Raw genomic sequence first — 26664 nt, forward strand, 5'->3', positions numbered from 1 at the left:
CCCGTTCGGCCTGAAATCGATAATCAATCGATTTCTATACGGCCTCACCTCATCAGGCTACGCCTGACTTCGCTCCCGGGCAGCAAGGCTCGACAATACTTGACGCGGGGTGGAGCAGCCCGGTAGCTCGTCAGGCTCATAACCTGAAGGCCGCAGGTTCAAATCCTGCCCCCGCAACCAAAATCACAAAAAAATTACATATGATTACATAAAAGGGTGTTTGTTAAGTTAAGTGTGTGATGTCGAGTCTGATACATGGTCACGAACCGTTGCAACGCTCCCGCTTTCAAACGGCAAGTGGCTATTCTCAGCTCTGTTATTGAGGCCTTTGTACGACCAATGAACGAGGCTGAGAGCTACATTCGCCTTTGCGGCACCATAGGAGCGCAGTTTATCGTTGACGATCCGTTTTGGAGCAAAGCCATTGCGCTTCATCAATGCTATAAGCAGTCGCTTAGCAGCCTTCTTGTCACGCCGCTTTTGCAGTATTTCTTCGAGAACAGTGCCGCGTTGATCGACTGCGCGCCAAAGCCAGAACTTGGTTTCAGCACATTTCACCACGACTTCGTCCAGATACCAAACATCGCCGGGGCGAACTTGTCGCCGTCGTAGATTACGAGCACTCTGCGGTCCAAACTTTGCGATCCAGTGCCCGATAGTCGTACATCCCACGCTCGAGCAGCATTTCTTTAACTTCACGCAGGCTCAGGTTGAACCGCAGGTAAAGCCAAACGGCGTGAACAATGATTGCGGTGCGAAACGGTGATGCTTGAAATTGATAACTGGTATTTGCATCATCGAAATTTACGATCAACCCAGCACGCAGGTAACCGCGAACCGCTTAAAGTGAAAACACCCTAATATGCCTGGAATAGCGGCTTACATACCCAATAACGCTATTTTTCTTCCTCAGATGAGTTTGAAGACATAATATTCATCGCTCTATTGTTTAACGCAATATACATAAGTAAAGATACAATTCCTATAAAAATGGATATATAAAATAGCAATTGATAGGAACTATTTATATTGATGTAGCTGTGGGTAACATAAATAATCAAAAATCCTGCTAGCAAACCTCCGAATACACCACCAAGCTGCTGTATTATTCTGGTTATGGCACTTGTATCATGTATATATTCCTTTTCTGAATATTCAAATGGCGCCGCTAGAACTGAAATCGTTGCTATCCCCAAACCAGATCCACGAATTATGAAACCGATACATTCAAGGAACGTTCCTTCTTTCTGTATTATAATTATGCTAAATGCGGATACAAAAATACTTATAGATATTACTAAAAAAGAATTATAGTATTTTAAATTATAATATATAATTCTCCGCGCTAACCATGCTCCTATGCCCTGTAAGCCAAGCAGTATTCCTATATATATTGTTGAGTACCCCCCCTTCGATTGACTTAATCAGTGGAAAATATATTAGAAAACTGTAAAATATAAATGACGTAAGCAATCCCATAACTAAAGAAGATGAGTATTCAATTTTTTTGAATTGCGATAAATTCAAAAGATGATTGGTAGATTTGTTATTAAATATTATAGATACTATAAGGATTAATATTCCAGATAATAATAATACAAAATAGCAGTAAGATTCGCCATTAACTGAGATAATATTATTTATTGATAATGGTATTAAAATTAAAGACGAAAAAAATAACAAGAATAATGGTATATTTACACTCAGGGAAATTTTTTCTGTTTTCGGAAAAAATTTAGTTCCGACAATCATTGAAATAATCACTAGGGGGGCATTTATAAAAAACGCCAGTCTCCAATTTAAACTCTCAGTAAGAATAGCTCCCAGCAATGGTCCCAAAGCTGGTGCAAACACAGCAGGGATAGCAATTAACGCCATTACTGATTTCAAGCGTTGCTTGCCAAACTGAATCGCCAACGCAGACTGCCCTAGCGGTAATAGCACCCCAGCACCAAGCCCTTGGAGACAACGTGATGCGATCAATGAAACCATATTGAGAGATAACCCAACAAGCACTGAGCCTGAAAGAAAGATGAGCATGGCGTAAACCCATGCATTCTTTAATCCTTGAGTTTTGCTTATGACAGATGAGAGCAGTATGCCTCCTGAGCAAGCCAGCATATAAGAGGTGATAGCCCACTGCATTTGTGTTATTGATGCGCTGATATCTTTTGATATACTAATAAGTAGAACATTGATTATACTTGCATCAATAAGAGGTAGAATACTGGATAGCATAAGTGCAAATATAAGTTTTTTCTCGCTATTGGTGTAAATTGTAGGGTGATCCATATCAAACCCTCTTAAGATAATATTCAATTGCACCACGCGTATAAACGCCATCGAATTTGGGTGGCTCGGCTTCTACATAAGAGTTAATGATGGGGACTAACTTTTCAAGCGCAATGCTTAATTGCATATTTGCAAACTGGGCGCCGATGCAAACATGCATCCCCGCTCCATACGAAAGGTGACTTTTGTAGCTTCTGTAGGGGGCAAAAACAGAAGGAGAAATAAAATATTTTTCGTCTCTATTTGCAGAAGGTATCAGAGAATATATTAGTTCTCCAGCTCTAAAATTTACTCCTCCAATACAACTATCAACTTCAATTAACCTTGGTATAAGATGCACGGGAGGTGTTAACCTCAAACATTCTTGAATTATAAGATTATGAGAACAACTTCCGTCTAATAATTTATCGGTATAATTTTTATCCCTATATAAATGATAGATACAATTAGCCAAAACTTTATCGACAGGCTCAGATGCGGCTAATAATATATTTAAAGTCAGCGCTACAATATCACTATCATTTATTATATTATTATACTCACTATCTTTTAATATAAATGAAATAATATCAGATTTTAGAGATATTTTTCTTTCATCTATCAATTTCAAAATAGCAGATTCAAGTTCCTCCGCTGATAACAAAGACGATTTTTGGGTGCCTTCCGATAGATTAAAACCAATTGCGAATTTCAAAATATTTTTAAGTCTTACATGGAACCAGTCAAATTGCGAATGATCTATTCCAATTATTTCAAATGTAGAAAGAATAGCAAATTTATTACCTAACTCTGCAATGAAATTAAATTTGTCTTTACCTGACAAATCAATAATTAATGAATCAAATATTTCTATAAGTTTTGGTTTATAATAATACTTGAGGATATTACCAGTAAATTGTTGTAATATAATATGCCTTTTTATTCTATGCTCTTCCCCTTCCATCTGAGCCAATACCTTACCTTTCATAATTGGCTCTGCCCGTTCTGCTAACGGTTTGGTCGTATAAATATTGTGATTTTTTAAAATATGCCTAACAGCGTCATAACTAATTGCCAAATGAGAATTTAGTGTCTCATCAAAAATAACGTCTTCTGATTTATTTAAATTATCAATTAATACATATGGATTTACATTATATATATCTGATAAAATCCCGGGGAAATGACTTTTCTCAATAAACATAGGTTGATCCTTTTTCTTAGAATTTTATAATAAATATATCACCCATGATCTTTAATAATAATTTTTGTTTTTGAGTAAGGATTTAATAAAATATTGCCACTATATATGTATTCTACTATAGGCCAAGTGCAATAGTATGATACGTGAATAATATCGTTAGTTTTTATTAAGGTGGAGGGTGCTATAATAAATGGCAATTCTCTTAATATATAATTTGTTGCAACATTTAATTTATCTTCATCAATTGTATTTTTGCTAAATGTCGCGTTTTTCCTCTGGAGAATTGCTTTGTATGATTGCTCTTTACATATAGAACAAAATAATTCGTCATTGTTAAATAAATAATTTACTTTTTCATACAAATAATCATATATAGCAATATTATAAAAATCGGAAAATTTTAAAACTTTATCACAATATAATGAACTTTCATTATTTTTTAGAAAGCAATTTACCGCTCGCTCAGTACGGTAAAACTCTTTTCTTGATTTCTTTCTAGCTTTATTAACATCATCACCACATCCCATTAATAGATATTTAGCTTCTTCATAAGGATGCAATACATCTACACATTCATAATTCTCAAACCCCCATTTTAACATTCTGGTTAGATAAAATTCATTGAATTTTGAGTTGAATGGGCTAATACCAAATAAAACGTGTGATTTTTTCATTTTTATTACTCGCATAGTAACGATTAATTCAAATCACAATAAAATTGTAATCTCGCTTTAATACAAATGAATGAAAATGCAAAATTATAAACACAAATAATCAATATTGAATCTAAATTGTTGATTATTATATTTCATTATATACGAATATAACACATAAATTTAATTCAGATAATAACAATATATAGTGTAAAGAGGTGTTTTCACTTTAAGCGGTTTGCGGTTACCTGCGTGCTGGTTTGATCGTAAATTTCGATGATGCAAACACCAGTTATCATTTTCAAGCGCCACCGTTTTGCACCGCAAATCATTGCTTACGTCGTTTGGCTTTACCTGCGGTTCAACCTGAGTCTACGTGAAGTTAAAGAAATGCTGCTCGAGCGTGGGATGTGCGTTTGCTATGAGACATGGAAAGCAGACAGCCGACGTCTCTCACGGATATCTTAGACCGGTGTTATTCCGGAGTTCATCCAGAAAATCATGATGAGAAGCAGCAGTCCGCCCACCAAGGAGATATGCTCAAGAACGAAATGAAGTTCTTGTGTTCGTCGAGGCTCGGAGCATCTCCAAAACGCATGACCAAATGGAATTGTGAGAAGAGTGAATATAGAAAGAGCGCCTGCACCATACCACCCCCACTGATTGAAATCCGTGATAATCAAAAATGAAGCAACACCCTGAAGAACAATCGCTCCTGCTGCAACAAAACGCGGACAGGGTAGACCAACCCTTTGTACTGCACCTGCAAAAGCATTGAAATTTATTAACCCGAGAAAGACCTCTGACCAAAATAATGTTGTAATCATGATCCGTACAAAGAGGAACATGAGCGGACTATCCGCAATTGAGTGAGCAATGCTCGACATAACTTTTCACCATATAATATGAGTGATTTCGTGTGGTGCAGTTTAAGGCGTGCGGCTCGTGTTTTGTTCTTCTTTTAGAGCCACATACGATATCCGTATGGCCTCTGCTGATTGATATCTAAGAGGTCGACATCGACACGGCAGAGACCAGTCTTAAGACTGCTTCTTGCAGAGAAATATCCGGTTTCGCGTCATCACGCATAAACATCCGTATAAAGTTGTGCCGGATCGGGCAGGGGCGCAGATTTGGCGAAGGTAACTGCCTCCGCGACAATTTCTTTGACCTCGTTTTCGATCAGTTTAAGGTCATCTTCGGTTGCATGTCCGTGTTCGAGAATACGAGCGCGCGAACGGTCAATGGGATCGTTCGCGTTCTTGACCTTTTGCACTTCATCACGTGAGCGATATTTTGCCGGATCTGACATTGAATGTCCCCGATAACGGTAGGTAAGCATTTCGAGGATGAATGGCCCTTTGCCTGCTCTTGCATGTTCGACGGCGCGCAGGCCGGCGGCGCGTACGGCCCGTACATCCATAGCATCGACCTGCTCGCCGGGGATGTTAAACGATAAGCCGCGCTGCGAGAGATTCAGGTTAGCCGACGCCCGCTCAACACTGGTGCCCATGCCATAGTGGTTATTCTCGATGATATAGACAACCGGCAGATCCCAGATCTTGGCCATGTTGAAACTTTCATAGACCTGCCCCTGGTTGGAGGCACCGTCGCCGAAATAGGTCAGGCAGACACGATCATTGCCACGATATTTGTTGGCGAATGCGAGCCCCGTTCCGATGGAGACTTGCGCCCCGACAATGCCATGTCCGCCGAAGAAACCTTTTTCAGGCGCGAACATATGCATGGATCCGCCCTTACCTTTCGATATCCCATCCATGCGTCCGGTGAGTTCGGCCAGCACAGCCTTCGGGTCCATGCCCGTCATTAGTGCATGACCGTGATCGCGATAGGCAGTGATGACCTGATCACCTTCACCGATTGTCATCTGCATTCCGACAACGACAGCTTCCTGTCCTATATATAGGTGGCAGAAACCTGCAATCAGTCCTTCGCCATACATCTGCCCGCAACGTTCCTCGAAGCGACGGATCAATAGCATGTCGCGGAAGGCTTTCAGTTCTTCGTCTTTGCTGAAGACGAAATCGGTGTCAGCATTGTGCTTGGCCATGGTTGTTCCTTTAATTTCAAATGAGCAGAGAGCACCAAGGCTCAACTGCTCGTCAGTTTGAGACCGACGATCCCGCTAAGCGTGACCGAGATCCAAAAGAGGCGGACGAAGGTTGCCGGTTCGCGGAAGACCACAATGCCGACGACGATCGAGCCGATGGCGCCGATGCCCGTCCAGACCGCATAGGCCGTGCCGAGCGGCAGCACCTGAAGTGCTTTTCCAAGCGCGTAGATGAATGTGGCGAGTAGGATGAATGACAAGATCGACCACGATAACCGGCTGTAGCCGTCTGCCATCTTCACACATATGGCCCACGCGACATCCAGCAGGCCGGAGACGATGAGAAGTGTCCATGCCATCGTTGTTTCCACTCCTGTGTCCATTCTCTCAGCTGTTCATTTCGTCATGCCTGGCAAACACGAAATGCACTGGCCTGACACAAGGGGCGATGATAGGAACCCTTGCGCGAATTGCGCGCTGTATTTTGGCAAGCGGGATTTTCCGATCGGCAATCCTGCCGTCAGACAGGGCAGGATGTCATCCGTTCATCGTTGTCACGACGAAACAGTTGCATAGCAGCACGATCACAGGACTGGTCAGGCTTGCAATCTGGCAAAAATTTTTTGCCGAATTGCAACGCCGGCAGGCGGGATTTACGTCTATTGTAAAAAGCCGGATTACTCTGTCCGGGGAATTTTGTGTTATTGCTATTTCCAATTAGCAAGAGAAAATATTAAAATGTGCTATGTATTTGCAGAATGGAAAGAACGTGAGCGACTGGAATGAATTCAAAATTGTTCTGGCGGTTGCACGTGCCGGCTCGTTGGCCGGAGCGGCGAAGGATTTGGGACATGACCATTCGACGATCTTCCGGTGGCTGAACGCGCTTGAGAAGCGGAAGGCCGTTCAGCTTTTCGACCGGACTTCCGGCCAGTATGTCCCCACTGATGCCGGCGCTCAGATGGTCTTGGCGGCGGAGCGGATGGAAGCTGAAGCACTGGCGCTTGATCGATCAATTACAGGTCAGGACACACGGCTTTCGGGCAAGCTCAAGGTCACCTCATCTGAGACGCTAGCCTATCGGATCCTGAACGAGGTTCTGGCAAGTTTCCGTCATGAGCATGGTGGTATCGAGATTGAATTGCTCGTTGATAACCGGCAGCTTGATCTCCTGCGACGTGAGGCCGATATAGCGATCCGTGCTACGCGGCCACATGAAGGCGAGCTGTTCGGCCGCAAGATCGCATCGACGCCGTGGACTTTTTACGGCAGCAGCATCTATCTGTCTGAGCATGGCAGCCCGACCGACCTTGCTTCCCTTTCAGGACATGCCGTCATCGGTTGGGATAGCGGTGCTGTCGCGGCGGCATCCGAGTGGTTGACGAAAAACATATCGCCCCATGCCTTTTCCTATCGTACCAGCAGCCTCATTAACCAGCTCATGGCGGTGAAGGCCGGTTTGGGGGTGGCGCTTCTGCCTTGCTATCTCGGCGACCAGGAGTCCGATATCGAGCGGATTCTGGAGCCGCTTGATGAACTGACCAGAGAGTTGTGGCTAATTACACATAAGGATTTGCGTAACACGGCACGCGTGCGGGCGTTCTTTGATCATGTCGGCGGTGGATTGCTGGCACGACGGTCGCTTCTGGAAGGCGATCTGTCGGGGACATTCGAAGAGATGGATTGATCGCGCTCCTATTGGATGGATATTATTTGATCAGACCTTCCGCTATGAGCGTGTCCCGTACACTCTTGCGCTCCGCGATTTTCGACTGATAGTGTGCCAGATTGGGCCACGCTGCCAGATCAATATCCCGGCCTTTCGACCAGTTCACGATGGTAAAGCAATATGCATCGGCAATGGTGAAGCGATCGCCCACGAGATAGTTGTGGTTGGCCAGATAGTTGTCGAGCAGGTGGAAACGCTCGTGAATCCTTTGCTTCGCAACTTCGGTTGCCTGTTCACCATATTCGGGATGAAACAACCAAGGGCTGAATGTTTTGTGCAATTCTGAACTGATAAAGGTCAGCCATTCGTGCATCCGGTAGCGGTTGAAGCTACCCTGCGGGGGCATCAATCCCGCTTCCGGTTTCTGATCGGCCAGATAGATCAGGATGGCAACACCTTCGGTCAGCACTTGGCCATTGTCGAGTTCAAGGATCGGGACGACACCCTTCGGACTGACATCCTTGAGATCTCGGCCATCTTCGACGCGGTGCGGTACGCTGCGAATATCGACCTTGATCAGATCGAGAGCAATATCAGCCTCGGTTGCAGTGATGTGGGCGGCCATTGAGCAGACACCCGGCGCATAATAGAGTTTCATTCCAGACTCCCTGCCTCTTATTGTATAAGAAACAGAATAACGCATTGTTTTACTATCGCGAATTGGAAGGTGGCAAACTCATATTGCAAGACCGCAGTATTAACGTGAGAGTTTACCGAAGCTAGAAATGCCGATATTGCCATCGGCATTTCTTCCAGAAGACACTTTGTTTTATTCTTCAGGCTTGCTGGAAGTGCGAGGCGCTTGTTTGTAAATCGAAGTCGAGCGATTTAGACAGCCTGTTTACATGCGTGAAATGTTGGTCGTTAAAACCACGAACGGGCGCAACAGGTGTCCGATGTCGCATAAACCATGTCATCAATACTCCGAAAATTCGTCTGCGGCAAATATTGCAATGGCTTGTCTACGTTTTGTGTCCATGGTCAAAGCTTATGTATCGGTAATTTAAATTATATATCAATACAATAAATTGATCATCAAAATTTCAAAAAAGAAATATAAATAAATTTGACAACGCAGACGAAGATGGATTAAATGAATATTATTTTCTAATTAATTTATAAATAAGAAATTTATCCATAATTTGCATCATTTAAATATTTATATTTTTTATTAAATTATTTATATCATAGGTAAAAATGTATATTGTATTTAATTTATTTTTTAAAAATATAAAATTTACAAAAATATTGTCATTTATATTTTTTGGCATATCCCTGGCAGGCTGCGGCGGACGAAATGCGCACCAATCGCTGCAACAAATCCAACCGATCGTATTTTTGACTGTGCGGGAATTTCCCGTGAGTTCTTAGCGAATGAACGCTCAATACAAGCAACCCTTAAAGAGCGCACTCTCTCTCAAGGAAAAAATGTTGCAGTTGGAGCAGCAGGGCTGGTATTTTTTCCTGCATGGTTTTTTCTCGATCCTAAATCTCCTGAGAAAAAAGAGATAGACGCCTTACGTAATCGTAATAAAGTCCTGGAAGATATCAATCTCTCTAAAGGATGCGGGCCTATCAGATCACAAATGAATACGATTTATAAATAACCTCAAAGCCGTTATATAGAGGTGACGTTGCCCCCGAGTTTTATTCAGTTTTGAATTCGTTCCGGCGGTTTTTATTACTGTCATTAGGTTGTTTGTAACGTGGTGCTGTTCGGGCTTGTATCCGGGGTATGGCATCGCCAAGAAGATGGAGTCGTTTGAATTTGGTGTGCCGGCCAATCGGCACAATGAACACTGCGGCTTGCGCCATTGCAATACTCGACGCCACCTTACGTCACCGCTTCACGTTCCGGGAGCTGACGTCGGACATTGTCGAGCTTCGCCGGGCTTTGAATGCTCGGAAGCTCGATGCCGAATATCTTGATCCGCATCTTTTGAGTTAAACTGACCATAGCGTGCTTAAGGGAATGTAACGTCGTTAGTTTGAGTGCGAGGAGGACTTGCCGACCCTTCACTGGCAGTTTGCCTGCCGGTTTGATCTGTTGTCCGATGGCATAGCACTCAACCGGATCATGAGGACGGCCGTAGTTCGTTTTCTACGCGTTTAAAACAGCAGTACAAGCCAGCAATCAGGTGTTTCAGAACAGAAGCTGCATCTCCCATCCCTTTACGCACATGATCTTTGGAACAGGCAATGCCTATGCCAGAGATGATTTGTTATTCGAAATTTGAACGTATGATGCTGATGTAAGCTTGAGGTTTTGCAGAATTACCCCAAAGAGCAGCCGGTCTTGAAGATTGGCGCCACTTTTATCACTGACCATTTTGTTCGAAACACCACCACTTGCCACGGTTTTTTAAAGGGACAACATACGATACTGATATTTCTGCGCGTAGATAGTATGAAATCGGGGTCTGACCGTTATGGTCAACAGCCGATTAAGATAGACCCATTGCCTTTCACATTTATAGAAGTCTCGTCAACACGCGAAGAAATGACGCTTGGCTTTTATGTCTTTGAACCTGAGCCGTAATCTATGACGAGTAGCGAGCTGCCCACCAGGGCAATGTAGCATGATGAAAGTCGACCCCAAGTTTAGCCATGATTTCCTGATGATTACGCTAAGAAACAGAATAACGCACGTAGAAGAAAATCGCGTAAAGAATGACACTTTGGGGAAATGGTTTTTTGAAGTCCATTACCAGCAATTGTTGACTCACTCATTATTCGCCCCAATGGTGATATAGCTCAGCAAAAGTGGAAAATTTGCGATATTACCGGAATGTGACTTGTTTTCTATGGGTAGTCTCAAAATTCTCTGTCAGAGAATTGTGTTTGACGACCTGCGATGCGATCAGCCAGCAGTTTTGCGCTGCCCGTGCTCAGTGTAAATCCTAAGCTGCCATGCCCGATGTTGAGCCAAAGATTGCTCAGTGATCCTTGCTTGATTAATGGAGAGCTGCTTGGGCGTGCAGGGCGTAATCCTGCCCAACAAACGGGATCAGCTGAGGCTCTTAAGTTTGGAAAAAAGCTTGAAACTTGTTTTTTGAGCAAATTAATGCGGTGATTATTCAGGTCTTTGGAGGCGTCGCCGACATCAACCATTCCGGCAACACGCAACCGATTGCCTAGTCTCGCATAAACAACTTTATTTGCAATGTCGCTGACACTGCAAAGAGGCGCTTCACTCTCCTGAGATAATGTATAAGTAAGGCTATATCCCTTGAGGGGATAAACTAAAGGGTTGGCCTGATGTCGCTGGAGCAGGGACTGTGCTCCGACGCCATTAGCAACAACATAAGCATCAAATTGCAATTCTCCTGCCGATGTTTGTAATGAGGTTATTTTACCAGCGCTGGCATTAAGCTTCTTTACATCCGTATTGAACATGAAATGTACATCATTTTTTAATCGGAGGTACATTTCTTGGCAAAATTTATAACTGTCAGCTGAATCTTCTTTTGACATAAACAAGCCTCCAAAGACTGTTTGCTGACTAGATATCAATGCCGGTTCCAGTTGCAAACACTCCTCACGGGAAAGCTGTTGATATTTATCACCACCATGGGTGACTTGGAATTGTAACTGTCTGGCGGCAGCGGACAGGCTTTCTTCATTGCTATAAATGAGCAGTTTTCCTTTGGAGGAAAAATCACAATCCAATAGTTCCTTGCTCATCAACTCGTGATAGAGCTCGCGGCTTTCTAAAGCGAGTTTGAGTAAGCTTAATGTATATTTTTGAGTCACATGAGTACGACATAAGCTCAAAAATTTTAAGCCCCATCGCCATTGGTTCATATCCGGGCGGACTTTAAAATGCAGCGGGGCATTTTTGTCTGTCAGCCAAAATGGCAATTTTGTCAGTACTGAAGGTTCGGCAAGTGGTGTTACAAAATTATAGCTTAATTGCGCACCATTTGCGTAGCTGGTTTCTTGACCGACACTATTATTTCTCTCCAAAACAGTCACTTGATGACCGTCTCGCCTTAAATAGTAGGCTGTAGTTAAACCAATAATACCAGCACCAACGACAACAATATTCATTCTAAACAAGCCTGTATTTAGACTGAAACGTCAGTCTATTATTACGTAATCGAGCATGAAAAGCAGATGCTTTATGGAAGTATGATACTTTCCTCAGCCTTAAAACAGACGAAGACTTTTGTACCGTCTGCATGTATTCCTGTTCTGGCAGTTCCGTAAATGATGACTTGTTTTTTGTTCTCAAGATCAACGGTATAAAGTGCACGATCTCCGGAATACGTCGAACAATGTATGGTGCCCTGTAAAGATACGCGACCATCTATTGCGGGTTCAAGATTCACGCAGGCATCTTCAGGACGGAGAATGAATGCAACTTTTCCGGTATGTTTTGTGCCAGGTAAGGCGAATTCTATGTTGTCAAATTTAAACATAGCGCCTTTTTTATCTTTTCCTTCGGAGATTTCACCTTCAATTAGGTTTGATTTGCCGATAAAATCGGCAACAAAGCGTGTTGTCGGGCGACGATAAAGGTCGAATGCACTGGCGAATTGTTCAATACGGCCGTTATTCATCACCGCAATGCAATCTGACATATGCATCGCTTCTTCTTGATCGTGGGTTACATTTATAAATGTAGTTCCCAGTGTTTTATGAATTTCCCGCAGTTCTTCCTGAAGATCAACACGCAATTTCTTATCAAGTGCTGACATTGGCTCATCAAGTAAAAGTAAGTCGGGATTGAAAACCAAGGCACGGGAAAGTGCGACACGTTGTTGCTGCCCACCTGATAGCTCGCTTGGTTTTCGCTTGGCGAACTTTGAAAGCTGAACAAGATCTAACATAGCATGAACACGTTTGCTGATTTCATCACGCCCCATACGTCTGACACGTAGCGGATAAGCAATATTATCAAAAACGGACATATGCGGGAATAACGCATAGCCTTGAAATACAACGCCGAAATTTCGTTTTTCGGTTGGCACCCCGGACACATCGCTGCCATTCATCATAATGGCACCTGAGGCCAGAGGTTCAAAACCTGCGAGCAATTTCAAAAGTGTTGTTTTTCCGGATCCTGATGGGCCAAGTAATGTTACAAAAGCACCCTTTTCAATATTGATGGAAACATCAAATAAAGCTTGTGCATTTCCGTAGAATTTGTTGACGTTTTTGATTTCAATAAATGACATAGTCTTTTCCCGACGACGATTACTTAGCCGTTTTTGAATTTTTTTGTGCCCAGTTGAGGAACAACAGGAACAAGAAGCTCACAATTGATAAGAGCAGTGCCACAACCACAATGGTTGGTTGAAGACGATCGCGCAGACTGGCAAACAATGCGATTGGCAATGTTGTTGTATCCGGCGACACCAAAAAGAGTGCAACAACGACCTCATCAAATGAGGTTATGAATGCAAAAATCGCACCGGCAATAAAGCCCGGGGCTGTGAGAGGTAAAGTAATTCGCCAAAATCGATGTGTACGACTTGCACCAAGTGAGGCGGCCGCTCTGTCCAGATCCGGATTTAACAGTTTTAGCGATGTCATAACTGACAAGAAAACGAGCGGAGCGCCAAGAATTGCATGTGCAAGTATGATTGATGTATAGCTTCCTGCAATCATCATTCGACCAAAAGAATAGGCGAATGCAACACCTATAACAATACTTGGTAGTACGAGTGGTGAGACGAATAGTGCTGTCAGAATAACTTGCGCCAGACGACCGGTAAGCAAAACTCCGATCGCTGCCATTCCGCCGATTAATGTAGCTACAATCATCGCCCCTAGAGCAACGACCAGGCTATTCAACAGGGCTTTGCTCCAAATCGCTTCCTGATACACATGGTAAAACCAGTCGAAGGTAAAACCTTCCATCGGATATGTCAGGAATGAGCTGTCATTAAAAGCTAAAGGCAGGACAAGTAAAAGAGGCAGCGCAAGAAAAGCTATACTGATTGTCAGGCTGATCCAATAAATAAAACGGGACATATCAGAGTGTGCTCCTCTTTCGTGTCATTGCATAACGAAGTGCGGCATAGATCGACAGAAGAAGGATTACACTGAATAAAAGAAGCATGGACAGGGCCGCAGCCATACCCCAATTGAGGTGTTTCTTGATAAATTCTGCAATATAGAAAGAGAGCATCTGGTCATTAGGCCCACCTGTCAGTGCTGGCGTTACATAGAACCCTAAAGCCAAAATAAAAACGGTACCGCCTCCTAAAGTGACACCGCGCAAACTCTGTGGAAAATATACACGTATGAATGTCTCTGCCACGCCGGCTCCCAAACTGCGGGACGCATCTTTCTGTGCAGGCGGAATGGTACGCATAACATTGATCATCGGTATGATTGCAAATGGCAGCAACACATGTGTCATAGCAACAATTGCGCCAAAGCGATTGAAGATCAACTGAATTGGTTCTGCGATAAAACCTAGTGATATGAATAGGTTATTAATCAAGCCACTAGTCTGCAAAAGGATGACCCAAGCCACTGTCCGAACAAGGATAGAGGTCCAAAAACTCAGCAGCACCACCATCATTACGAAACTACCAAGGCGGGCACTGCCATTTGCTACAACATAAGCAAGGGGATAGCCGATTAACAATGTCAATATTGTCACCTGCAAAGAGATCATCAGCGTGCGTAACATAATTCGCAGATAAATATCTTCGCCGGGCTTTACGGTGAGATGGCCGCTGACATCATAGGATACACCTATAGCTTTTGCCAAATGACGCATTGTATAGGGGCTGGTATTGCTTTCCAAAACGTCCCAATACTTATCCTCAGCCCATCTTTTATCAAATGCTGTCAGAGCAGTGTAATTTTTTTCTATTCTCTCAACATTTTTTGCTGTGTTTAGAAACAGGCTTCGAAAACCACTGATTTCTTGATTAAGCATACGCGCCATTTCACCTTGCTCGCGTACACTCATTGCGCCGATGTCTTGTATTAAAGCTGCCGCTTTCTCATTCTGATCAACGCTGCCAACATATGCATTAAAATGGGTAAAACGATTGCTCATCTCACTATTATCAACGCTCAATGACATAATACTGCCAAGCGGAAGCAAGTAGACAAACAAATAGATCGCACATGGAACCAATAACAGCAAGAATGCCGCTAGATGTTTTTGTAAATGGTTTTTAGAGAATTTTGTCACAGGCTTCCCCCCGTCACATAAGCAACTGTCACCCCCGTCATTTGCAGGACGGGGGTATTTCAAGCAGATGAAGTAAGATTAACGGGATGACCAGTTATTCCAGCGTTCCATAAGTTCTTCGCCGTGATCAATCCAGAATGCATCATTGAGAAATAAAGCTTCAGCAATATTATTTCCGACTGGTACGGACTCAGCCACGCCAGGCTCCATAAATGCTGCAGCTTTCATATTGGTAGGGCCATATGGAAGAACTTTGGAAAACACAGCCTGATTTTGAGGCGTATTAACAGTGCTCAGGAACTCCAGAGCCAGTTCTTTATTCGGCGAATTAGCAGGGATTGCCCAGACATCTATATTGTAAATGTGGTTTTTCCAGACGAAATTAAGTGGTTTCCCCTCCTGATTGGCCATAATAATACGCCCATTATGAGCCGTGCTCAGTGCAACATTGCCTGCTGCCATCCACTCAACAGGCTGAGAACCTGACTCCCAATATTGCAATAGGTCTTTAATCGTATCCATTTTAGCAAAAGCACGATCAACACCCTCAGGTGTATTCAGAACGTCATAGACTTTATCAACCGGCACGCCGTCTGCCATCAAAGCATATTCTAAATTCAGCATTGGCTGGTTTTTCATGCCGCGCTTACCTGGATATTTCTCACGGTCAAAGAAATCTTTCCAGTCTTTAGGGGCATCAGAGAAGACATCGGAATTATAAGCGAAACCATTACCGATGACCACATTACCTGCGCCACAGGTCTGTACGGCAGCCTCCATTAGATCATCTTTATGAGCTACTTTATCCCACTCAATGACCTCGAAGAGACCTTCATCGCAGCCCATCTGAAGGGTAGGGCCTTCTGTAATGACCAGATCCCACTTAACATTGCCGGTATCGGCCATAGTTTTGAGTTCAGCTAAGCCGCCTAAATAGATTGCTTCCTGATATTTAATGCCTTTGGTTTTTGTAAATGGTTCGAAATAAGCTGTGCGTGCAGCATCCTGAAATTTACCACCATAACCGGCAATGGTAAAATCACGTGCATTGGCAATATTAGCTGCCATAATTGTACAAGTAGCCAAGAGAGCTAGTTTGAGATAACGCATGTTCCACCCCTTTGTTGTTGTTTTTGCATCTTTATTCCGTGTTATCAAGAGAAGTACGTGCTTCCTCCAACGCTTCTAATGATTGAGTTGTAAGTTCTTTTGGTAAGGCTTTAACCAGGAAGTTCAGGGCATCTGTGATGCGCTGCTGTCCTGCTTTTTCTCTTAGAGGTATCCCCAGAAAGCATTCTTCCGTTTTTGCGCGCAGATTGAGATACAAAATGCCTGCAAGCATTACGGAAACAACGGCGGGAATATCAGCTTCTTTTGTCAGGCCATCGACACGATTGATAAATGAACGTGCCGCTCCTTCACGTCTGGTTGCGAGCTGAGCGCTGACTTCATTTCGTTCAATCAGCTCCCAACGCCGCACTTCGCATAATGCGGCATTATTTGTCAGAGCATCCATCTGGTCATGCAGCATTGCTAAAATAAGTTCTGACGGTGTCTTTTGACTGGTTTCGTCTTTCTTAAGAAGTTCAGTTTTCTGCGTCCAAAAATCCTGCTCCTTCATCCATGCCAGCATGAGTTCGGGCATACCGCCAAAGTAGCGATAGATTAATTCACGGCTTACACCTGCGCGTTTAGCTACAGAATTGATACCGACACCGGACATACCGGTTTCGCAAATTTGCTCACCTACAGCCTGTAAAATTGCTCTTTCTGTATTTTCGCGCCTAGACATTTATGTTCCCTGAAGGTGTTGCGTCAGCCATTTTTTTGTTTGTCATTTATGTAAAATTAAAATGTGACACAGTGTTCACATTTATAAAACGTATAATCGTAAATCTGTCAATATAAGAAATTTAAGATTAAATCGGAGGTCATATTGGCTAGTCGGAAAGGGGGGCTCGTGATGTTTTCGTCAAAAACCGCTTATTTCAGACTTCAAGACGTGTGTCTGCGGGCTCTTTCCGCGCATGTTTGTTTGTGCTTTATATGTTATATTATCTGGTGTGTTTTTTAATAAAATGCTTCATTTTTGCGCTGAAATAGGTAGCTAAGAAAGACTATCTATATCGGTAATCTATAAAATTCTGGCCATTTTATTTTCCATGATGTCGACGTACTAGGTACTTGCCGATGCAAGGCCATTACCGATTGATAAACGTGTCTGGCGGAACGAATACAGTATGAGGCAACGTAGTGCCGAGTGGCTGAAACGTGAAGATGAAAAGTTGAGTATTGTATGGAAACGAATTTACTCTGAGACACCTGACCAAGCTAAAAAGATCTTCTTGCTGAACAGAGATTGTGTAATAAATTCAAAGGTTTTATCTGTTTATTTTTGCGAATGGTGACTGGGTGTAGGGGGCCGGTTTTATATTCTTCTGCATGTCGCGCGTAGTTATTGAAGGACGCGTTAAAGCTCTGCAAAAGTATAAAGCATTCATCTCAGGCGAATAAAAATTTCATTTTATGACTTAGCGTCAATTTTAAACATACTCATGTGTCATATCTCTGTATTGCTGAGCGAGTTGATGCTGAGGACGGCTTTTATAATCTGACTTTACGGATAATGGCGACAGTTAGTTATAAATTTTTGTCAGAAGATCTCTGCGGGCGTTTTGTATCCAAGCATTTGGATGGAGTAGGTGCACGACCATTGGGATATTTTCTCATCCTCTCGGACGATCTCGAGCAATGCGAAGGCTGTGTGTAGCGTTTGGCGGACTAACCGTTTGATAACTTCTTGACCAGAAATCTTAACTCACGTCAGAGGAGGCATCGTCTCCCAGAGATATTAATGCGCGAGATGCGAACGAGACTTTTTATGATGACATGACCGACCTCAGGCCTTGGGGGGACTATGCAAGGTGCGCATTCAATGAGCACCTGTTCGTGCTACACCAAAGCCGTGACATAAATCGGTTCAAGAAGTTGAAGATACAGCCGTTGCGGTCATGCGACCATTACAGGCGCTTACCCTTGATCTATCTGCATTATGACAGGAGGGGATGATGAAGGAATTTATCGCACAAACCCGTATTGAGCTGTTGAATTCCGATCATGTTTTGACGCAGGTGTGCGCGCATATGATTGAACATGATGCAGAAGTGGAAATGCGTGGTGAAAAGCGGGTTTTACGATTTCTGGACACGCAGGCAGATTTGACCTGTGAGGGAAATGAGGTGCTGATTGATGTCAGATCCAAACCCCTTGAGGGCATATATTTTACCCGTATGGCGCTGAGATCACATATTCTGGAGTTTTCTGAACATAAAATTCCGCTATTTGAATGGACCGGTGATGGTGAAACCATTGTTCGCCCACCGAATTTTCAGATTTTAGAGGTTGTGAGCTGCCAGAATATAACGCCGCATATGCGTCGGATTGCATTCAAAGCGGATAATATCGCACGCTTAATGAAACAGCTCTGCCCGCAATTGGTCGAATGTTGGAACATTTACCGGAAACAGCGCGCGGTATTGCTGTGATTGAAGTGGCGGATGATGGTTCATCTGTTTATGTCCGGGCGGGGGCGAGTTTGATACTTTCCGCACAATCCGCAGTAATTTACGCACAGAGTGCGGGCTTAAAAAACATGAACATCTGGTTGTTTCATATTGGCGTCGCGGTGCGGGAGCTGACTAGATTTTGTTGCAAAATTTAATTTGATATAAAGGGTGGCTTAACGCTGCACACAATTATGCTGCGAGCTCAGTGAAGACTTGGACTAGCGAGTGCTTATCATTGGTGAACTGGTTTTTTAAGGGGCATATGAGCCATCTCGATATCAGCAATGGTAGCTGATGCGGAATTAAATGCTTTAAAGCCCGTCATCGGTTTGGTGATCCGTTTGATAAAACGCTGATGCTGCTCAAGTATATTGTTGAGGAGCCTGGTCTGCCGGATTTCAATGATGTCGCCGTTCCGGTGAGCTTCAGGATCGTGTTAACAGCCTGCTGGCAGCCAGATACAGAGTTTCGATAAATTGAAGTCAAGTGTTTGTCCGTCACGATCAATCGCCCGATATAAATAGATCCATTTGCCTTTGACCTTGATGTAGGTCTCATTGACCCGCCAAGAACTGGCCGTATGACATATACGTATCTGAACCTGCGCCGCAATCTGAGGTGAGTAACGAACAACTCATCGGTTTAAGACAGCATGATCGACGTATACGCTGCGTTCAGCCAAAATTTCCTGAAGGGCACGGTAAGAAATTGAATATCGGATATGCATACATGATGACACTTTTGCGAAAATGAGCCCCCCTTGAAAACGCCCGTCATCTCTTCACACCTCAATCAATCGCGTACATCAAGGGTGGCATAGCTCAACAGAAGTGAAAATTTTGCGACACGATCGTTCTCCGCTGACTATTCACACTTATAAGGCGCCCGGATAGACCCTCACCGGGCGATTATCTTTCACAGATTCCATCACCACGAATGTCGAGGTACTTGCTACATTGGGGAGACTGGAAATTTTTTCTCCCAATACCTCGCGATAGCGCCGTATATTGGAAGTGCGTACCTTGAGGAGATAGTCGAAAGAGCTTGCAATCATATGACATTCTTCAACTTCGCGAATCTTGCGCACGGCAATGTTAAAGGCCTGCAACGCAGATTCGCGCGTGTCAGACAATTTGACGGTCGTAAAAGCAATATGATCAAAGCCGAGCTTTTCGGGATCAATGGCAGCGCGAAAGCCCAGAATATAACCTTCATCGACGAGCCTTTTCAGTCTTGCCTGACAGGGCGTCTTAGAAAGACCGACTTTTTTCGACAGCTCTGTAACGGCAATTCGCCCGTCTTCACTCAGAACTTCGAGGATGCGGCGATCAAACTGATCCAAATCGTCTACAGATTCAATTTTTCGCATGCGAACAGCCTTATAATGCTTCAATAATAAGATTATATTGCCTAAAATTTTGTCAAATGAAGGCAGAATGGTATTTATACCAATGGTAATGTGCATACAATTTAAATGATCGCATTCGGACAAATCCGGTGTAGTTTTTTTGAGAGCCATATCCATGAACGACATGTCTTCTGCCCCCAAGGTTCCCGTTTTTGAAAGCTTTGCACCGCCAGTGCGCGAACAAAGCGAACTTCGCCAGATTATCACTGCCGCCTATCGCCGTTCCGAGCAGGAATGTGTGACGGCTTTGGTCGAACAGGCAACCTTGCCAGAAGATACGCGCAAACAGATCCGTGCGACCGCACAAAAGCTGATAGAAGCCTTGCGTGCCAAGCACAAAGGCACGGGCGTCGAAGGTCTGGTGCATGAATATTCACTGTCGAGCCAGGAAGGTGTGGCACTGATGTGCCTTGCCGAAGCTCTGTTGCGTATTCCGGATACTGCAACACGTGATGCGCTGATCCGCGATAAAGTTTCTAATGGTGACTGGAAATCTCACGTGGGCGGCGGTCGCTCGCTGTTCGTCAATGCGGCCACGTGGGGCCTCGTCGTTACCGGCAAACTGACCGGTACTGTCAATGATCGCGGCCTTTCGGCTGCACTGACCCGTCTGATCGCCCGTTGCGGCGAACCGGTTATCCGTCGCGGCGTCGATATGGCAATGCGTATGATGGGTGAGCAATTTGTCACCGGCGAAACCATTGATGAAGCGCTGAAGCGCGCCAAGTCACTTGAAGAGCGCGGCTTCCGCTATTCCTACGATATGCTGGGTGAAGCTGCGACCACCGCTGCTGATGCCGAACGCTATTACAAGGACTACGAAACTGCGATTCATGCCATTGGCCGTGCATCGGCAGGTCGTGGCATCTATGACGGTCCCGGCATTTCCATCAAGCTTTCCGCGCTGCACCCACGGTATGTTCGTGCTCAGAGCGCGCGCGTTATGGACGAGCTTCTGCCAAAGGTGAAGGCGCTTGCTGCGCTTTCGAAGAAATACAATATCGGCCTGAACATCGATGCCGAAGAAGCTGATCGTCTGGAGCTGTCGCTCGACCTGTTACAGGGCCTTTGCGAAGACCCTGATCTCGCAGACTGGGAAGGCATGGGCTTTGTTGTGCAGGCCTATGGCAAGCGCTGCCCGTTTGTGCTTGATTTCATTATCGATCTTGCCCGCCGCAACAATCGTCGCGTCATGGTTCGCCTCGTCAAGGGCGCTTACTGGGATGCTGAAATCAAACGTGCGCAGGTTGATGGTCTGGAAGATTTCCCGGTTTACACCCGCAAGGTTCACACCGACGTTTCCTACATCGCTTGTGCCCGCAAACTGTTGGCTGCGACCGATGTGATATTCCCGCAATTCGCAACCCATAATGCACAGACGCTTGCAACTATTTATCATCTTGCAGGCACTGATTTCAAAACAGGCAAGTATGAATTCCAGTGCCTGCACGGCATGGGTGAGCCGCTTTATGATGAAGTTGTCGGCCCGTCGAAGCTGGGTCGTCCGGCTCGTATTTATGCGCCGGTTGGTACGCATGAAACGCTGCTAGCATACCTCGTTCGCCGTCTCCTCGAAAACGGCGCAAACTCCTCTTTCGTCAATCGCATTGGCGACAAGAGTGTTTCCATCGATGATCTGATTGCTGATCCGGCAGAAGTCGTGCGTTCCATGGCCGTTGTTGGTGCGCGTCATGACCAGATTGCGCTGCCGGAAGGCCTTTATGGCGCTCGTCAGAATTCGGCTGGCTTCGATCTGTCCAATGAAGTGACACTGGCTGAACTGAGCAAGGTTTTGAAAGAAACCGCTTCGCGCGCATGGACTTCCGAGCCGAAGATTGCAGGTCATAAGCCATCAGGTGCAGGTCGTCCGGTTCTCAACCCCGGCGATCATAATGATGTTGTGGGCTCAGTCATTGAAGCATCGGAAGCCGATGTTGCCAAGGCCATGCAGATTGCAAACAAAGCGACTGCAACATGGTCAGCGGTTTCGCCTGCAGAACGCGCTACCTGCCTTGAACGCGCCGCCGATATCATGCAGCGCGATATGCCCGCTTTGCTTGGTCTGATCATGCGTGAAGCTGGTAAGTCCATGCCAAACGCTATCGCTGAAGTGCGTGAAGCCATCGATTTCCTGCGTTATTATGCAGAGCAGACCCGCCGCACATTGGGCGTCGGACATAAACCGCTTGGCCCGATTGTCTGCATCAGCCCTTGGAACTTCCCGCTGGCTATTTTTGCCGGTCAGATCGCGGCAGCTCTCGTTGCCGGCAATCCGGTTCTGGCAAAGCCTGCCGAAGAAACCCCGTTGATTGCCGCGCAGGGCATCCGTATTCTGCATGAAGCCGGTATTCCGGCAGATGCGCTGCAACTGCTTCCGGGTGATGGTCGCGTGGGTGCGGCTCTTGTTGCAGCTTCGGAAACCTGTGGCGTGATGTTTACCGGTTCGACCGAAGTGGCACGTCTCATTCAGGCGCAGCTTGCTTCGCGCCTGCTGCCAAATGGCAAGCCGATCCCGCTGATCGCCGAAACCGGCGGCCAGAACGCCATGATCGTCGACTCCTCGGCACTGGCTGAGCAGGTTGTGTTCGACGTTATCGCTTCGGCTTTTGACAGTGCTGGTCAGCGTTGCTCGGCTCTGCGTGTTCTATGCTTGCAGGAAGATGTTGCTGACCGCATTCTCACCATGCTCAAGGGCGCGCTCAAAGAGCTTTCCATTGGTCGCACCGACGAGCTGAAAGTGGATATCGGGCCGGTCATCACTGAAGAAGCCAAGGATATCATCGAAAAGCACATCGAAGGTATGCGTAATATCGGTCGCAAGGTCGAGCAACTGCCGCTCGGCGATGGAGCGCAGAACGGTACTTTCGTTGCACCGACGATTATCGAAATCGACAGCTTGAGTGATCTCAAACGTGAAGTCTTCGGTCCGGTTCTGCATGTAGTGCGCTACAAACGTGCCGACATGGATCGTCTGATCGATGATATTAATGCGACCGGTTATGGTCTGACCTTTGGTCTGCATACGCGCCTTGATGAAACGATTGCCCATGTTGCGGATCGTATCCGCGTTGGCAATCTCTACATCAACCGCAACGTTATTGGCGCTGTGGTTGGCGTGCAGCCATTTGGCGGTCGTGGTCTGTCGGGTACGGGTCCAAAGGCTGGCGGACCGCTCTATCTGGGTCGTCTGGTTGAAACGGCACCGATCCCGCCGCGCCATTCGTCGGTTCACAGCGATACAGCACTGACCGAATTTGCCAAGTGGCTTGGTCTTCGTGGCATGAACGATCTGGCACAGGCAGCGCGTGAAACCGGCAGTGCCTCGGCGCTCGGCCTCAATCTTGAACTGGCTGGTCCTGTTGGTGAACGCAACGTCTATGCTTTGCATGCGCGTGGTCGCATCCTTCTGGTACCACAGACTGAAACCGGTCTTTATCGCCAGCTGACCGCCGCACTTGCTACCGGCAACAGTGTGGTCATTGATGAGACATCAGGTCTGCGCTCAGTGTTGAAGGATCTGCCAGCAAGCGTTGCATCGCGTTTGGTCTGGTCGAAGGACTGGCAGGCGGATGCGCCATTTGCCGGTGCGCTGGTTGAAGGTGACAGTGCCCGTATCGTTGAGGTCAATCAAAAGATCGCAGGACTGCCGGGACCATTGGTTCTGACACAGGCCGCATCTTCGGAAGAGCTGGCTAACAATGTAGAAGCCTATTGCCTTAACTGGTTGCTGGAAGAAGTCTCGACTTCGATCAACACCACAGCGGCAGGCGGTAACGCCAGCCTGATGGCAATCGGCTGATTATACTTGTAATATGCATTTGAAAGGCGGCCTACAGGCCGCCTTTTTCATTTGTGTATGAAAGCGGATGAATTGTCAGGCGGGGGTTGCCAAGTGAGATAAGCTTGGAGTTTCCGGTATCGATGTGGCGTGAAATCACCGAGTTCTTTTCCCTGGTTGAAGGGGGGCGTTTCGCGTGAGATTGTCTCTTATACAGTATGGGCCTATCACTGGTTTGTGCTCAGTGCGGCCGATGTGGAGGATCTGCTGGCTGAGCATGCCGTGATCGTCCGCAGGGAAACTGTCCGCCTCTGGATCAATCGCTTTGGCTGCCATTTTGCTCATTGTATTCGCAAAAACTGGCCAAGATCGAATGATCAATTGGATATGGATGAGGTCGCCATTACGATTGCCGGGAGAACGCTCTGGCTCTGGCGAGTAATTGATGCGGAAGGTGATGAGCTGGCCTGCTGCCGGTTTCATATACAGTGAGTTAAGATACTCCTCCTGAAGCGAAGAATATGAATACAGAGAAGAATATTCAGCCGCGAGTATAAGCTTACGGCAGTTAATCTGGTTAAAGAGCGTGGGGTTACACTTGCTCAGGCAGCACGCGATCTGGACGTCTACGTGAGTGTCTTGCGCAAATGGATTAGGGAATACGACGACGATTCAAGCCAGTCCTTTTCTGGAAAAGGGCATATGAAGCCGGATTAGTAATCAAGCAGGTGAATCGATTACCCGGCGGAACACCGCAGCCTACTTTGCCAGAGACGCGATATGAAGTTCGCGTTTATTGCAAAGCACCGCTCGATCTGACCGGTGGCAGGGTTGTGCAAAATATTAGGAGTTTCTCGTTCAGGCTTTCACGCGTGGTTCAATTGTTCTTCAAGTAAACGTGCACGCTATGATGGAGTGCTGCTGGAAAGGATCAAGCAGAGTTTTCAGTCCAGTGACCGTACTTATGGTGCCAGACGAGTCCGGCACGATGTTCTGGTGGAAGGGGTGTGCTGTGGTCTTCATCGTATCGAGCGGCTGTTGCGCTTGAATGCGCTGAGAGCCAGGCCGAGGCGGCGTGGTTGCCAAAAGATATCGGTGAATCATGTTTTCATCATACCAAATGTGCTGAACCACCAGTTCACGGCAAATCGTCCGAACCAGAAATGGGTAGCCGACTTCACCTATATTTGGACAGCAGAAGGCTGGTTGTATGTCGCAGTAGTCATCGATCTGCTCTCACTCCGTGTCGTTGGCTGGTCAATGAATGCCAATATGACGGCTCAGCTCGTTACTGATGCGCTGATCATGGCGTTCTGGCGTCGGGGAAATCAGATGCACTCCTGCATCATTTTGATCAAGGAAGCCAATATACGAGCGAGCAGTTCCAGCGTCTCATAGGAGATCACGGAATTACATGCTCAATGAGCCGATCTGGAAACGTCCGGGACAATGCTGCAATGGAGAAAGCTTCTTCTCATCGTTGAAAACAACAGGAAAGGTGTATCGAACGTGGAATGATGCCAAAGCGGATGTGTTCGATAACATTGAACGCTTCTACAATTCTAAGTGGCGACACTCGACTATCCCAGCCCCAATGGCTTTGTGTTTAGTCCACATGCGGAAACGCCGCAACACTAGGAATGCTAAGCGATTTATTCGTAAATTGTAGTCAAGCCAGAGACATTAGCCGATACGTCGAGGTGAGCGGGTTATGAAGCGCGGTAAACCTGCACGTCATCTACAATGCATCTTATTCTGGCACCGTCAACTGTTCTAGATATTGCTAAAGATATGTGGCGGGCAATCGCGTGCATAAAATTTACTCAAAACAATACTATAGACATAACTACGCTCAATCTGATCTTCACCTATAATACATAACTTCCGTCCCATCTATCGATGGGATCGTCTCCGCCATTGATTTTCTTTATCGCCGATTAAGCCCACGCGGTCTTTATTTTGTGTCTTTCCGGCCGTAACGGGTCGGTGATGTGCCGAAAAACTTGCGAAACATTGCGATAAATGCACTGACGCTTTCATAGCCGAGCCGGAAAGCAATATCAGTCACACTATGCCCGCTATCCAGTAGGGACAGTGCTTCCATCAGGCGGATTTGTTGCTTCCATGTAGTCAGGCTCATGCCGGTTTGCTCACGAAACATCCGTGTGAAGGTTCGCCGTCCCATCGCCGCATAAGACGCCCATGCATCCAGATCGCGCGGATCGGACGGGTCTTCGCTAATAGCCTTGCAGACCCGCAACAAGCGCGGATCAGACGGCATTGATACACTGTAAGGCGCGGCGGGCATGGCTTTGAGCTCAGTGATCAGCAGCTCCGCAATCTTCATATCGCGTTCGCTTGCAGGTTGGCTGCGGTCAAAGGATACGACTTCGACAATTAATGCACGCAGGAACTCGGATATTTCCATCAGGATACAGCCGTCCGGCAATTCCGCGCTGTTCTCGAAGTAAAGTGTGCGCAGAGCAACACTGTCGCGACAGGAAACCTCATGTCCCATTCCCGCCGGTATCAGCAATGCGCGTTGCGGCGGCACGGTATATTGTGCAGCAGTGGTGGAAACAGACATCACACCGGTAATAGCGTAGAGCAGTTGCGGGCGCTCATGGCTGTGCCACGTATCGGTAAAACCGGCGCTATATTCATCCGACAGGCCGATGACCGGACAACCATTATTTTTTAAATCGCTCGAATGCTTCATTTGTGACACATATCCGTCAGACAGAATGTCAAACAAGCACAAATCTGGCTTAAAAACGAGCGCTTTGCCCGAGATACATATTTTTTGGCCCTTTTTCGATAGAAGC

At 45.8% G+C, this 26664-nt stretch carries 20 protein-coding genes, 1 tRNA gene and 6 pseudogenes; 10 read left to right on the forward strand and 17 right to left on the reverse strand.

Going from position 1 to position 26664, the window contains the following annotated elements:
* Positions 1-103: 103 nt before the first annotated feature.
* Positions 104-180 (forward strand) — tRNA-Met (locus DFR47_RS17650).
* Positions 181-194: 14 nt separating this feature from the next.
* On the opposite strand, the pseudogene DFR47_RS17655 reads toward DFR47_RS17650, so the two are convergent.
* The 4 genes and pseudogenes from DFR47_RS17655 to DFR47_RS17670 form a co-directional block, all read right to left on the reverse strand.
* Positions 195-795: pseudogene (locus DFR47_RS17655) on the reverse strand (IS6 family transposase).
* A 528-nt stretch (positions 796-1323) separates the two neighbouring features.
* Complete coding sequence (locus DFR47_RS17660; protein WP_170137541.1) at positions 1324-2292, reverse strand: MFS transporter; 969 nt, start codon at positions 2290-2292, stop codon at positions 1324-1326.
* A gap of 1 nt (position 2293) precedes the next feature.
* Complete coding sequence (locus DFR47_RS17665; RefSeq protein WP_113945809.1) at positions 2294-3475, reverse strand: cytochrome P450; 1182 nt, start codon at positions 3473-3475, stop codon at positions 2294-2296.
* Between the two features lie 38 nt (positions 3476-3513).
* Entirely contained in the window at positions 3514-4149 is a 636-nt protein-coding gene (locus DFR47_RS17670; RefSeq protein ID WP_170137542.1) for a tRNA-dependent cyclodipeptide synthase, read from the reverse strand.
* A gap of 258 nt (positions 4150-4407) precedes the next feature.
* Here DFR47_RS17670 and DFR47_RS22135 point away from each other — a divergent pair.
* A pseudogene (locus DFR47_RS22135) lies at positions 4408-4557 on the forward strand (IS6 family transposase); the annotation flags it as partial.
* Between the two features lie 35 nt (positions 4558-4592).
* Here the strand turns inward: DFR47_RS22135 and DFR47_RS17680 are convergent.
* The 3 genes from DFR47_RS17680 to DFR47_RS17690 form a co-directional block, all read right to left on the reverse strand.
* Complete coding sequence (locus DFR47_RS17680) at positions 4593-5015, reverse strand: DoxX family protein (protein WP_210207337.1); 423 nt, start codon at positions 5013-5015, stop codon at positions 4593-4595.
* Between the two features lie 194 nt (positions 5016-5209).
* Entirely contained in the window at positions 5210-6199 is a 990-nt protein-coding gene (pdhA, locus tag DFR47_RS17685; protein ID WP_113945813.1) for a pyruvate dehydrogenase (acetyl-transferring) E1 component subunit alpha, read from the reverse strand.
* A gap of 41 nt (positions 6200-6240) precedes the next feature.
* Positions 6241-6558 (reverse strand): DMT family transporter, encoded by a 318-nt coding sequence (locus DFR47_RS17690; RefSeq protein ID WP_113945815.1) that lies wholly within the window; start codon positions 6556-6558, stop codon positions 6241-6243.
* 89 nt (positions 6559-6647) lie between these two features.
* Between DFR47_RS17690 and DFR47_RS22010 the strand changes: the two genes are divergently transcribed.
* Together DFR47_RS22010 and DFR47_RS17695 are read left to right on the forward strand one after the other, a co-directional pair.
* Complete coding sequence (locus DFR47_RS22010) at positions 6648-6920, forward strand: hypothetical protein (RefSeq protein ID WP_147245617.1); 273 nt, start codon at positions 6648-6650, stop codon at positions 6918-6920.
* Positions 6921-6968: 48 nt separating this feature from the next.
* A complete protein-coding gene (locus DFR47_RS17695) occupies positions 6969-7886 on the forward strand; it encodes a LysR family transcriptional regulator (RefSeq protein ID WP_170137543.1) in 918 nt (305 codons plus the stop codon).
* A gap of 22 nt (positions 7887-7908) precedes the next feature.
* Here DFR47_RS17695 and gstA read toward each other — a convergent pair whose 3' ends face one another.
* A complete protein-coding gene (gene gstA / locus DFR47_RS17700; protein ID WP_113945818.1) occupies positions 7909-8526 on the reverse strand; it encodes a glutathione transferase GstA in 618 nt (205 codons plus the stop codon).
* A 599-nt stretch (positions 8527-9125) separates the two neighbouring features.
* Between gstA and DFR47_RS22370 the strand changes: the two are divergent.
* A pseudogene (locus DFR47_RS22370) lies at positions 9126-9535 on the forward strand (hypothetical protein).
* Positions 9536-10742: 1207 nt separating this feature from the next.
* Here DFR47_RS22370 and DFR47_RS17705 read toward each other — a convergent pair.
* The 6 genes from DFR47_RS17705 to DFR47_RS17730 form a co-directional block, all read right to left on the reverse strand.
* Positions 10743-11978 (reverse strand): D-amino acid dehydrogenase, encoded by a 1236-nt coding sequence (locus DFR47_RS17705; RefSeq protein ID WP_113945820.1) that lies wholly within the window; start codon positions 11976-11978, stop codon positions 10743-10745.
* Positions 11979-12049: 71 nt separating this feature from the next.
* Positions 12050-13108: an ABC transporter ATP-binding protein gene (locus tag DFR47_RS17710; protein WP_113945822.1), complete on the reverse strand. Its 1059-nt coding sequence runs from the start codon at positions 13106-13108 to the stop codon at positions 12050-12052.
* Positions 13109-13127: 19 nt separating this feature from the next.
* Positions 13128-13907 (reverse strand): ABC transporter permease, encoded by a 780-nt coding sequence (locus DFR47_RS17715; protein ID WP_113945824.1) that lies wholly within the window; start codon positions 13905-13907, stop codon positions 13128-13130.
* A 1-nt stretch (position 13908) separates the two neighbouring features.
* Positions 13909-15087, reverse strand: a complete 1179-nt coding sequence (locus DFR47_RS17720) for an ABC transporter permease (RefSeq protein ID WP_147245619.1) — start codon at positions 15085-15087, stop codon at positions 13909-13911.
* A 78-nt stretch (positions 15088-15165) separates the two neighbouring features.
* Positions 15166-16197: an ABC transporter substrate-binding protein gene (locus DFR47_RS17725; RefSeq protein WP_113945828.1), complete on the reverse strand. Its 1032-nt coding sequence runs from the start codon at positions 16195-16197 to the stop codon at positions 15166-15168.
* 31 nt (positions 16198-16228) lie between these two features.
* Entirely contained in the window at positions 16229-16879 is a 651-nt protein-coding gene (locus DFR47_RS17730; protein ID WP_113945830.1) for a TetR/AcrR family transcriptional regulator, read from the reverse strand.
* 1276 nt (positions 16880-18155) lie between these two features.
* On the opposite strand from DFR47_RS17730, the gene DFR47_RS17735 reads away from it, so the two are divergent.
* Positions 18156-18632: a DUF2218 domain-containing protein gene (locus DFR47_RS17735; protein ID WP_170137544.1), complete on the forward strand. Its 477-nt coding sequence runs from the start codon at positions 18156-18158 to the stop codon at positions 18630-18632.
* On the forward strand, positions 18590-18808 hold the full coding sequence (locus DFR47_RS17740; protein WP_245416631.1) for a siderophore-interacting protein: 219 nt from the start codon (positions 18590-18592) through the stop codon (positions 18806-18808). The genes DFR47_RS17735 and DFR47_RS17740 overlap by 43 nt, the downstream gene beginning before the upstream one ends.
* Positions 18809-18842: 34 nt before the next feature.
* On the opposite strand, the pseudogene DFR47_RS17745 reads toward DFR47_RS17740, so the two are convergent.
* Together DFR47_RS17745 and DFR47_RS17750 are read right to left on the reverse strand one after the other, a co-directional pair.
* Positions 18843-19384, reverse strand: a pseudogene (locus tag DFR47_RS17745) (IS6 family transposase).
* Positions 19385-19527: 143 nt separating this feature from the next.
* The gene (locus tag DFR47_RS17750) at positions 19528-20022 is read right to left on the reverse strand and encodes an Lrp/AsnC family transcriptional regulator (RefSeq protein ID WP_113945949.1); all 495 of its coding nucleotides are present in this window, start codon (positions 20020-20022) and stop codon (positions 19528-19530) included.
* Between the two features lie 154 nt (positions 20023-20176).
* Between DFR47_RS17750 and putA the strand changes: the two genes are divergently transcribed.
* From putA to DFR47_RS17765, 3 genes and pseudogenes are all read left to right on the forward strand, one after another.
* The gene (gene putA, locus DFR47_RS17755) at positions 20177-23860 is read left to right on the forward strand and encodes a trifunctional transcriptional regulator/proline dehydrogenase/L-glutamate gamma-semialdehyde dehydrogenase (RefSeq protein WP_113945835.1); all 3684 of its coding nucleotides are present in this window, start codon (positions 20177-20179) and stop codon (positions 23858-23860) included.
* Positions 23861-23989: 129 nt separating this feature from the next.
* Positions 23990-24304 (forward strand): annotated as a pseudogene (locus DFR47_RS17760) (IS6 family transposase); the annotation flags it as partial.
* A 60-nt stretch (positions 24305-24364) separates the two neighbouring features.
* Positions 24365-25508, forward strand: a pseudogene (locus DFR47_RS17765) (IS3 family transposase).
* Between the two features lie 285 nt (positions 25509-25793).
* On the opposite strand, the gene DFR47_RS17770 reads toward DFR47_RS17765, so the two are convergent.
* The gene (locus DFR47_RS17770; protein WP_113945839.1) at positions 25794-26558 is read right to left on the reverse strand and encodes an AraC family transcriptional regulator; all 765 of its coding nucleotides are present in this window, start codon (positions 26556-26558) and stop codon (positions 25794-25796) included.
* Between the last annotated feature and the right edge of the window lie 106 nt (positions 26559-26664).

This window comes from Pseudochrobactrum asaccharolyticum, assembly GCF_003314995.1.
Classification (GTDB): domain Bacteria; phylum Pseudomonadota; class Alphaproteobacteria; order Rhizobiales; family Rhizobiaceae; genus Pseudochrobactrum; species Pseudochrobactrum asaccharolyticum.